General features: G+C 27.4%; 10 protein-coding genes. 4 read left to right on the forward strand and 6 right to left on the reverse strand.

What is annotated here, in order from left to right; all coding sequences use genetic code 11:
- Positions 1-949: 949 nt before the first annotated feature.
- From C7N71_RS07720 to C7N71_RS07735, 4 genes are all read right to left on the reverse strand, one after another.
- The gene (locus C7N71_RS07720) at positions 950-1,336 is read right to left on the reverse strand and encodes a hypothetical protein (RefSeq protein WP_105988519.1); all 387 of its coding nucleotides are present in this window, start codon (positions 1,334-1,336) and stop codon (positions 950-952) included.
- Positions 1,337-1,359: 23 nt separating this feature from the next.
- The gene (locus tag C7N71_RS07725; protein WP_105988520.1) at positions 1,360-2,820 is read right to left on the reverse strand and encodes a relaxase/mobilization nuclease domain-containing protein; all 1,461 of its coding nucleotides are present in this window, start codon (positions 2,818-2,820) and stop codon (positions 1,360-1,362) included.
- Positions 2,802-3,104: a plasmid mobilization relaxosome protein MobC gene (gene mobC, locus C7N71_RS07730; protein ID WP_105988457.1), complete on the reverse strand. Its 303-nt coding sequence runs from the start codon at positions 3,102-3,104 to the stop codon at positions 2,802-2,804. Before mobC ends, C7N71_RS07725 begins: the two co-directional genes overlap by 19 nt.
- A gap of 624 nt (positions 3,105-3,728) precedes the next feature.
- Positions 3,729-4,289 (reverse strand): helix-turn-helix transcriptional regulator, encoded by a 561-nt coding sequence (locus C7N71_RS07735; RefSeq protein WP_105988521.1) that lies wholly within the window; start codon positions 4,287-4,289, stop codon positions 3,729-3,731.
- A gap of 43 nt (positions 4,290-4,332) precedes the next feature.
- Between C7N71_RS07735 and C7N71_RS08175 the strand changes: the two genes are divergently transcribed.
- Both C7N71_RS08175 and C7N71_RS07740 read left to right on the forward strand, forming a co-directional pair.
- Entirely contained in the window at positions 4,333-4,503 is a 171-nt protein-coding gene (locus C7N71_RS08175; RefSeq protein WP_167387733.1) for a hypothetical protein, read from the forward strand.
- 23 nt (positions 4,504-4,526) lie between these two features.
- Positions 4,527-5,414, forward strand: a complete 888-nt coding sequence (locus tag C7N71_RS07740; protein ID WP_105988522.1) for a hypothetical protein — start codon at positions 4,527-4,529, stop codon at positions 5,412-5,414.
- 41 nt (positions 5,415-5,455) lie between these two features.
- Here the strand turns inward: C7N71_RS07740 and C7N71_RS07745 are convergent, their stop codons facing one another.
- Both C7N71_RS07745 and C7N71_RS07750 read right to left on the reverse strand, forming a co-directional pair.
- A complete protein-coding gene (locus C7N71_RS07745) occupies positions 5,456-6,097 on the reverse strand; it encodes a hypothetical protein (protein WP_105988523.1) in 642 nt (213 codons plus the stop codon).
- A 27-nt stretch (positions 6,098-6,124) separates the two neighbouring features.
- On the reverse strand, positions 6,125-6,763 hold the full coding sequence (locus C7N71_RS07750; RefSeq protein WP_105988524.1) for an aggregation-promoting factor C-terminal-like domain-containing protein: 639 nt from the start codon (positions 6,761-6,763) through the stop codon (positions 6,125-6,127).
- 370 nt (positions 6,764-7,133) lie between these two features.
- Here C7N71_RS07750 and C7N71_RS07755 point away from each other — a divergent pair, with 370 nt between their 5' ends.
- Together C7N71_RS07755 and C7N71_RS07760 are read left to right on the forward strand one after the other, a co-directional pair.
- On the forward strand, positions 7,134-7,718 hold the full coding sequence (locus C7N71_RS07755; RefSeq protein ID WP_105988525.1) for a tyrosine-type recombinase/integrase: 585 nt from the start codon (positions 7,134-7,136) through the stop codon (positions 7,716-7,718).
- Between the two features lie 319 nt (positions 7,719-8,037).
- The gene (locus C7N71_RS07760; protein WP_140929949.1) at positions 8,038-9,327 is read left to right on the forward strand and encodes a hypothetical protein; all 1,290 of its coding nucleotides are present in this window, start codon (positions 8,038-8,040) and stop codon (positions 9,325-9,327) included.
- The last annotated feature ends 814 nt before the right edge of the window (positions 9,328-10,141 follow it).

Raw genomic sequence — 10,141 nt, forward strand, 5'->3', positions numbered from 1 at the left:
CTGTTCGTCACAAAATGCACCCGTGATTATGGAAGACCATAACCGTAGTGACCGTGTGTATAAGGACACAGGTTTGCTGAACCTTTGTTGGCTGAAATGCTAACACAAATCAGCGGCAAGACCAGAAATCAAATGGTTGGAAATTTAGGAAATGCTTTATTCAATCCTGCTAGCAAGCGTGAGTTTTTATAATTTATCACGAAAAACAAAAAAGAAGTCGACTCTTTGACGTAAAAGGTAGAGGCTAGGAGGAACAAGGGCTGAATGCGTTTAAACTGAATACTGTGAAGTTCGACTGAGTTAATGATGATAAAAAATCGTTGATTGAGCCGAGCGATGAACAGACTTTTAAAGAGACATGCTCTCTCGATAAGAAAAGCCACGCAACAGGCTAACTATCGAGAGAGCTAGCGAGCATAGCAAGCTATGCTCTTCCTAGTCTTTAAGGTCCTATTACGCCTAATTATGTATTACTGAGTAGAGAATCTGAGTAGAGAATCTGAGTAGAGAATCTGAGTAGAGAATCTGAGTAGAGAATCTGAGTAGAGAATCTGAGTAGAGAATCTGAGTAGAGAATCTGAGTAGAGAATCTGAGTAGAGAATCTGAGTAGAGAATCTGAGTAGAGAATCTGAGTAGAGAATCTGAGTAGAGAAAAACGCCCTCAAAATAATTTGAGGGCGTTTTTTGTATATATTTATAGTTTGTTAAGGATAAATTTTGAGTGAAAATTTGTATATTTTCATTATATCACTATTTTTATTTTTAAATGATTTTAAATAAAAAATGTATTATTAAATAAATTATTATGATCCATGCTAAAAATACAGGTATATCTTTCCAATTAGGTTTATGTTTAGTAATTTTGAAGTCCCAGCTGTGTCCTTTTTTGTTTTTTCCGAATTTATGATAAATTATTTTATCTTGTGTATTATTCAATGTTATTCCTCTTTAATTATTTTGAATTTTTTGAATATAATCTATTATTCTTTGAAAGTATTTTTTATTATCTTCATCGTTCAGATTTTGATTAAATATTTGATTAATTTCTTCTGTTCTTCTAAAACCAATTTTTTTCTTTCCATCTATTTCTCTAATTCCCATTATAATTGTAAACGCGTCTAATATTTCTTTATATTCTTTTTTCATGACTACATAATTTTTTGCAAAATCTTCACTATCTTTAATTTCTTTATGTTGTTTTAAGACTGCTTTACCAATGTTTTGAATGTTTTTTTGTTTCTTTTCTCGTTTAATTTTACGAATCTTTTTGGATTGCTTTTCGCGTAATTTGATGGCGTTTGCTAATTCTTGATCTAGTTTTTCTGATTGATTCATTTGATAAACCTCATTTCTGTTATTTATAAGTGTGGACCACGCATTCGTTGTCTTTTTTGTTGTCGTTTAAAATTAGGACTTTCTTGATCAATGATTTTTCTTTTTTTGCTGATTTGATATTTTTGATCTGTTTGTTTAAAGACATCACGTTGTTGTTTTAATTCCTTGATACTTTTATTCATATCCAAATGATTATATGTAATATTGTTTTGGATATTACTATAGCCTTCATCAGATAGTCTATCATCCATAAAGAAGGAATCTAATTTACTTAATGCTCGTTTAGTGACCTCTTTAATGCGTTGTATTTCGTATTTAATTTCAGCTCGGAGGTTGCGTCTAATTTTTTCAAATAATGCATTAAGAGTTGATTGAGTTCTTGATAGGTCTGGTTGTTCTGTTCGAGCTGTTTGATAGCTTTGTCTTGATTTTTCATCGTATTGTTTTGTTTGTCGATGATTTGTTTCAATGAACTCTGTTCTTTGGAGAGTTGGTTGATAGTAGTATTCTGCGAAGTTATGGCCTTGTCTTGCTCGTCGAGAGTAGAGTTTTGGTTTACGAGTATTTGCCTCTGGTTGTCGATTAAAGTTTCTAATGTATTCCTGTCTATCTGCTCGTTGTTTTCTGAACTGGAGTTTGTTATTTTGTCCGACCAACTCATCATTAATCGTCTCCTTTTCGTAGTCTTGCCCTAATTTATTACCGCGTGAAGTGCGTTGCTTATTACGGGCATCTAAAAAGCTATAGGAGCAATTTTTACCACGTTCGCGATAAATTACCCCTTTTTCTTTTAAAGCGTGCTCAAATTGTAATTTTGAGGTGCAATTTTCGTGCAACATGACCGAATCAATCCGATGCCTTAGATCATCTTTCCAAATATATTGATTTTTGGCTTTTAATTTTCTTTCGGCCATAGTTTTGTGTTCAATTTGATTCTGGACGTTTATATTCCTATTCATAGGGAAAAATTCTTTTGCTAATTCGTCATTGAATTTAGCAACACGTGCAAAGTCATTAGTATGATGATATTTTTTCCCAGTTTCCAAGTTAGTCATATTCATAATGATGTGGTTATGCACTTTATGGCCGTCGCCATCAATGTGTGTATAAATGGCAAATTCATTGTCGGGAGCAATTTTTTTGGCTATTTCTACGCCGATATCATTAGCTTTTTGCCAATCTTGAGGATTATTGACATTGATCTCATAGTCAGCAAATGATTGAATGAATCGCATGCATTGGGTTTTGCCACGATTATTAGCAATCGCACGCGTTTGTTTCATTTCAGCTTTAGCGTGGTTAATATCAATTAGGTTATAACTCTGTTGGACGACTGCTCGATTATGTAAGTTATCAACTATTTTTGGATCTACACCATGTTTGACTAAATATTCTTTATCACTATCTTTGAGCCTATTTTTGCCGAGAGCGTAATCAAGAGCTGCGGATCCATTTTGTGCTCGACTTATTTTAATTGTTGGCATATTTGATTTAATTCATCTCGCATTTCATAGAGGGGACTTAAGGATTCCATTTGGCCATTTTGATGAGCCAGCTTGGTTAATTGATTTAAGTTATTGCCCATCTTTTTTAATTGATGATTAATTTCCAATGCTTGTTGGGGCATCATCTTAGGTTCTTTAAGTTGATGATGATTAATTAAATTTTTTAGGATAGTGGAACGTTTGGTATTGTGCTCTAAAGCTAAAAAATTTAAGGCAGCAAATTCAGCATCATTTAAACTAACATTAACTTGCTTTCTTACCATAAAAACACCCACTTTCTATAATAATTATTCGTTACGCATTCATAATTATTATAACACTGACTAACTAGCAAAATTCACTATGCGTTTATTTAGCTACTAAGTAAGTTTAAAAGTGTGATGGCAAGCAGTTCATTTGCTAGAAAATTTTTTATAAAATTTTCAACACAAATGGCTTGTAAGAGGTGGTGTTTTTCTTATGAAAAAGTCCCCTCTTAACTCCCCAGAAAATAAACCGTACTTTCAATTTTGTATTAACAAAATAAAAGTACCAATAAAAATGGGAAATATTATTTATTAATAATTTTCCATTTTATATTAACTAAAATATATAATTTAACTAAAATATATATTTTAAATAAAAAGACAGAACTTTTTTCTAAATTAAATAAAGTTCTGTCTTTTTATGATAGGGATATTATGATATTTAATCAAAATCAAGAATACTGGATAATGCAATACATAAAGTATTGACTTAAAATTTGAAATAAATAAGATTATACGTAAAAATAACTATTTTAAGCAATAGATAAACAGTATTTTATTGTTTAATCGATGTTAGATTTGTCTTAATTATTTATGCATACATAATTGTCTATTAATATGTTATAGACCTTTATAGACACTTTATTTATATATTTTTTTTTGGCCAATTGTTATTATAAAGAAACTTAATGTTATTACCAGAGAATGAATAAGTCCTCCCATATAATAAGGCAAGTCACTTAGATTTCCATAGAATGTGTTATCCATAAATAAATTTCTCATAATGATAACAAAATTAACTAATAGTACTAACAAAAAAAATAATAGTAGTTTTATTTTATTATTGTAATCTATTTTATTACTGTAGTTAATTATTATAAATGTTACCAAAATTAATTGTAATATTGTTATTATTTTTAGCAATCCTGTAATTAAGCTAAAGATACTTACAAAAAATACAATCAAATTTGCATAATATAATTTTTTAAATAATAAATTATTTTTTTTGTTATCTTTACTAATAAACTTAATTTTCGTTCCATATAATTCATTTATGCTATCTAAATATTCTTTATTGGGTAATCCATGATCATTTTCCCAACTAGAAATTGTTTTTCTTGATACATGAAGGTAATTTGCTACATATTCTTGTGTAAATCCTTTGTACTTTCTTTGCTTTTTTAATTCTTTTGATAATTTCATTTATAAAACCTCTTTATTTATTATACAGAATTGGAGTGATAATTTGACTAAAAAATTACTTCTTGTTTTATCTATAGTATCTTTATTTATTACATTTGAATCCTCAATTAATTTAAATGTTTTAGCTTCCACTAATTATGGTATTCATAAGGTAAAACATGATAAAAGTTTTTGGGAAAAATTTTACGATGGCATTTTTAAACTTAATGAATAATTTTTGAAAGGAGATTCATTATTATGAATAAAATAAAATATGCTTTGGCCTATAAGGGCACTAAAAATGAAAGAAGAATGTATATATCTGATTTGGAAAAATTGAATCCTGAAGATGAAATTTTAAAACACTTGAGTTGTCCTGTAGGTAAATGTGATGCAAGGATGAATTTTAGGTTGTCACATACTGATGATAGATCATCTTATTTATGTACCAATCCATTAGATAAACATTTAAGTGGTTGTAAATTTGAATTGAATTATATTAATGCATCTGATCAAAATGGTAATAATGAAAGTATTTTGTTAAATGATCTTGATATTAAAAGTATAGTTAAGTATGCTACAGATAAATATACTGGTAAACATAGAAAAAAGAATACAAATTATAAAAAAGATAATGATGATAATTCTTCTAAACGCAAAGATGACGATTCCAGTAATGAAAAAGATAAAAATAATTTTCCTAAAAATCCGACTAACAATCCTACTAATGATGATGGTGATAATTCTGAAGGTCGTAAAAGAATGAGGTATTTTACGCCAGATAAATTAAATGATAATTTAGTTGGGACTTTTTGCTTATTTGGTCAATTACAAAATATAGAACTTATCAATAAAAATCAAACATTGAAAATAACCATCGAATATAATGGTTATGAAGAATATGTATTTTCTTCACCAAATTATTTTAATACTGAAGTGGATCTTTTAGAATCAACTAAACATTTTATAAAATTATTTAAAGATAAAATTTTTAGTAAAAACAAAAAATTAAATGTTACATCTATAGTTAATGTGGTTCCTTACAATCATAAAAGAAGATTAACCATATATGAGAGTAGGGACATTCATTTTCCTATATATTCTTTACAAGAAGTTATCTACTTTTTAGAACAACTAAAAGATTAATAAAACGAAGGCCTACTTATTATAAGTAGGCCTTCATTTTATTACTTTAATAATCCTATTAGTATTGATGGTAGATTATATACTTGCGTATTATGAATATATTTTTCTAATTGTTTTATGGATCTAATAGCGATTTTTCTATCCTTACCCTTTGTTTTATAGGCAATTCTTTTTGCTTGTTTAAATTTACTTTTTAAAGAATTAGATTTTATAGATGAAACTACATCTATCTCTTTTTTTACAAGTGGCTTTAAGTTCTTAATAGAAGAATTTGAATTAAATATACCGCTTCCTATTCCTCCATCTGAAAAGTTAAAAGAATAGTTGTATTTTCCATTTTTAGAAACCATAAAACCCTTTGCAGTTCCTTTTATTGTTTTAGTATTATATATTTTAAACTTGATTCTACTTTTTGCTAATTTTTTTGCCGCTTTTCCATTAATATAATAATTCTTAGAATTTTTAGAATTATTATCATGTAGAATATCTGAATATTCTTTGGAATTATTTCCATTATTGGCAACCTTAAATACATATCCTTCTTTTTTTAACTTTAAGGACCAACTATTATGTGATTTTGATTCATTTGCTGATGAATTTAAACCACCACAATAAGAAATACTTCCTAATATAATTACAGAAATAGGTAAAATAGATAATTTAAATAAAATTTTATTTTTCATAAAAAATCATTTCCTTTTTAAACAATATTAATACCATCCATGTTGTTGCCAGAAACTCTTTGCATTAACCCATGATCCATATCTATTTGCTACATAATTATCAGCAGTTCTTTCCTGGTTTGTTCTTGAGTAATCACCATTTAAAGAATTTCTATTTAGTTGGAATCTTCCGTAGTATTGACCATTGGATGCAGAGTATCTATATGTTGATTCATGATATGCAATCCAATTTTTAGCATGTCTGTTTGCTGCTCCATAGCAGAAGTAAAATTTGTTTTGGATGCTTTTAGGAACATTTGCATATGGTGAAAGATAAACTCTACTCATTTCATTAAATCCTTCTGTTTTATTAGATAACAGATATATTTGTGTTCCATCTTTAATAGCTTGGTCTGGATTATAGTTATTGTTTAATTGTTCCAATGTTGATAAATCTTCATTATTTGATGCAGCGATTGATCTTAATGTTTGATTTCCGTTACTTGAAACAGGTGCAATAGAATTTCTCAAACTTTCGATATGTAATACATTGTTATCAGAACTGTTGCTTACATTAGTTGTACTATCGGCATGAACCATTTCTGCACCAGTTGATACAATTAATGGTGAAACTGCCAATACTGACATTGCTTTGATACTAAATCTTAATAATTTACTATTTTTCATAAAATAAACTCCTTTAAATTTTTGCAAAAATATAACTATAAATTTGCATTATTTAAAATATAGTTTGTATTTTTTATTTGTTCAAATTATATTAGTGAATAGACTTTATTTATCAGTTTACATGTAATATAAATTAATCCTTATTTTTACTTTTATAATTGATTTTATAGTGTAACTTTTATTTATAGACAATTAATAGACATGTATCGCAAACAATTTTATTTTGTTTATTTATCTTTAGGTGTCATTGTATACAAATAACACCCCACAATTACCTTACAGGCGGTTGTGGGGTGTTATTTTTGCTTAAATAGGTGTTATTATTATTGCATAGCAATTTATTATACCTATTTTGAAAGGAGTTTTTACCATGAAACAAACTGTTTATCCGATTAAAGATTCCAATGTTTTAAGTGAAGTGCAAGACACCCTGTTACATAATTTTCGGTGGGGACGCCGCAATTTAACTATTTTTCAAGTGGGTAAAGCGACGCTCTTACGCGTGAGTGATGTCTTAGCTTTACAATATCATGATGTATTTGATGAACAAGGCCAAATTAAATCCAATGCTTATATTCATGATCAAAAGACAGATAAACCTAACAATTTATATTTAAAGCCAGTAGAGAAAGATTTAATCCAATATCAACAATGGTTAACAGCTAATAATATCCAATCTAAGTGGTTATTTCCTAGCAGCGAAAATGATAAGCATATTGATGGCCGCCAGTTTTATCGGATCATGCAGAAAGTTGGCTATTTATTAAATATAAACTATCTTGGTACGCATACAATGCGAAAAACAGGAGCTTATCGCGTTTACGTGCAATCTAATTACAACATCGGATTAGTTATGAATCTTTTGAACCATTCATCACAATCTATAACTTTAAGATATTTAGGCTTAGATCGTGAATCAACTGAAAAGATTCTAAATCATATTGATTTTGGATAGACTATGAATATTTAATAGAAAGATATTTATCTAAAAACATTTTTACTTATCTTTCTAATAATTATAATTGTTAGAATTAATTTTTTTCTTGAAAGTCCACAAAATTCCCAATTGATAAGTTTTACATCTTATAGAAATACATATTTATTATTTTAATAAATCATATCATTAAGAGGAGATTATCATAATGTATAAAATTTTAAAATTTATTTTACCTTTTTTACGTATAATTATTTTACTTTTTATGTTTAAATTATTTTTACCTTTAAGTTTACCTACATTACAAACTATATTTTTCATTATATCTTTTTCAACAATATTGTTTGAGATAAAATTATATGGTTCATTTTTATTTTATTTAAAAAATATATTTCAAATCAAAAAATCTGTTAATTTTATTTTTATTGTAAAATCATATTTAACAATTTATTTTTCTTTATTTTTAATTAAATGGTTTAACAACAATTCAATTCTAGAGTCTTTTAGTAATAAATCAACAATTACTTTTTCTGGAATAATTGTTACATTAATAGGTTCTTTATTAGGTATTTTAAATTTTTATAAAAAATCTCAAAATGATAAAAATGAATCTCAAAAAGAACAACTTTATAAATTATTAGATATGTTGAATTCTGAATTAGAAAAAAATTCTAAAGTTATTAAATATAATATTCTAACTAATATTAATAAGAAATTGAAAGAAAAATTAGTATATGATGATTCACTTTTGCAATTTATTTCTTTAAACGTAAGAATAAAGAAAAAATCTTTTATTTTATATTTATATTATTTATATTTTCATTTAATGCTTTATTTTTCAAATACTAGTAAATATAATAAAAAAGATATAAAGCAATTAAAAAAATTTATAAATATAATTAATCTTTTTAATATTGCTCAGGGTAGTAGGGCTAGATCTATCCCTAGTAGTTCTCAAGAGCAATATACTAAAATGTTATATTCTTATATCATTTCTAATAACAATTATTATAAAAGATATTTGGGGCAATTTATCGTTAATAAAAATTTTCAAATAAACCCATTGATTTATAAAAAGTTAGAAGAAATAGGATATATAAAATATTTTTCAACATTTTTTCCTAAAGAACCAAAAAATGGAAATTCAATATGGCAATATGATGTTAAATACAGTTATATAAGGAACTTTAAAATAATTAACAAATTAATAAATCATTCATCAAGTGAAAGCCTTAATAATGTTTGCAGATACATTCATAGAATTATTAAGATAATTAATCATATGCACATATCTGTTGATGAAAAATATTCTCTTTATGGTCTTGTTAGGAGTTCATTAGATTCAGATTTATTACTTGCTATTTATTTGAATTCTACTTTTTCTTTTAAAGGTTCTGGATTGTCACGTCAACTCATTGGTACAAGCTTTTTTGGAGACAAAAAAGATATTAATAAATCATACTCACAACATATTGATTTAGGACATTTAGGATCCAAAGATATAAAAGGATTAAGTAAACGTATATTATCAAATTATTATGCTTCTTATACCTATCCAGGTAGCGTTAGTTTTAAAAAACTTTTCATAAAACTAATGTTGAGTACTAAAAAAATAAAAAAGCATTTGTAATGTTTTTAATTGTATTGTATAATTTAAGCAATGGTTGTGGTGAGCCAGTCGTTATTAATTTAGCGGGTTTATCGCCGTACATATAAGTGAATTGCTTTCATAAGGGCAATTCACTTTTTTTATTAAAACCTTTCACATTATAAACTGTTATGATATTCTTAAAGTATAAATTAAATAAACGGCTTTAACGTAAAAAATTGAGTAACAAAAAAGCCATGACTGGACATCATGGCTTAATCGTTTGTTGCTTAAGGTTAGTACCACTAATACTAACTTACGTTGATACCAGTTAACCAGATTAACTGATATCGAATCAAAAGAAATGGACGTTTCTTTTGATTACTTTTCAAGGTTTATATTATCAAATAAAAACCTAAAAAGCAAAAGATATTAAGTGAAATTTATGAACTGGATCACGTAAGTGGGTTCAGTTCTTTTTATTTGCGTTATCATCCATATAAGAATGACAATCTTGCTTAATATCTCCGTTAAGTTATAAGAGGGCGGTACCCTATCTGTTCGTCACAAAATGCACCCGTGATTATGGAAGACCATAACCGTAGTGACCGTGTGTATAAGGACACAGGTTTGCTGAACCTTTGTTGGCTGAAATGCTAACACAAATCAGCGGCAAGACCAGAAATCAAATGGTTGGAAATTTAGGAAATGCTTTATTCAATCCTGCTAGCAAGCGTGAGTTTTTATAATTTATCACGAAAAACAAAAAAGAAGTCGACTCTTTGACGTAAAAGGTAGAGGCTAGGAGGAACAAGGGCTGAATGCGTTTAAACTGAATACTGTGAAGTTCGACTGA

The sequence above is a fragment of the Apilactobacillus timberlakei genome (genome assembly GCF_002993965.1).
Lineage (GTDB): Bacteria > Bacillota > Bacilli > Lactobacillales > Lactobacillaceae > Apilactobacillus > Apilactobacillus timberlakei.